The following is a 690-nucleotide window of genomic DNA, read 5'->3' on the forward strand; positions in this document are numbered from 1 at the left end:
GAAAAAAGCGACGAAGCGACTGATGATATCGTCGGTATCCATGAAAGTGACGATCTCAATAAGCTGCTGCCAAACGAGACCATGTTTTTGGCTTACCCAGAGCTAGAAGTTGTGTTCTACAAGCATCTGGTCGACAAGCGTTTGATGAACTATCGCACGCAAGGTAAATCTCGCACTTTACGTAAAGTCAAAGCGCATCGTCCAGACAACAAAGCTGTGGATATCGAAAAAGGGCCGTTCATCGTCTGTGTGGATGCCTCTGGCTCGATGAGTGGTTTCCCTGAGCAGTGCGCAAAAGCGATGGCGTATGCGTTAATGCAGATTGCACTGGCCGAACAGCGCGATTGTTACGTGATCATTTTCTCTACTGAACACATTACTTACGAGCTCACCAAACAAGATGGTTTGCGTGAGGCGGCGGATTTCTTAACGTACAGTTTCCATGGTGGTACAGATTTGGAGCCAACGCTTATCAAATCCATCGATTTGATGAGTGGAGATAAATACAAAAACGCCGACATGGTGGTAATTTCTGATTTTATTGCGCCAAAACAGCAAGATGAGTTGTTGGCAAAAGTGGATGCGCTTAAAGCGAAGAAAAACCGCTTCCATGCGATCAGTTTATCTAAGTACGGAAACCCTGCGTTAATGTCGATGTTTGATCATACTTGGTCTTACCATCCAAACGTT

At 45.2% G+C, this 690-nt stretch carries 1 protein-coding gene; it reads left to right on the forward strand.

All coding sequences use genetic code 11. From position 1 onward, the window contains the following. Window positions 1-690 (forward strand): VWA domain-containing protein (locus R7E78_RS26855; RefSeq protein WP_318058704.1); only part of this gene is annotated, 690 nt, incomplete at both ends.

Source organism: Vibrio sp. YT-19(2023), from assembly GCF_033337395.1.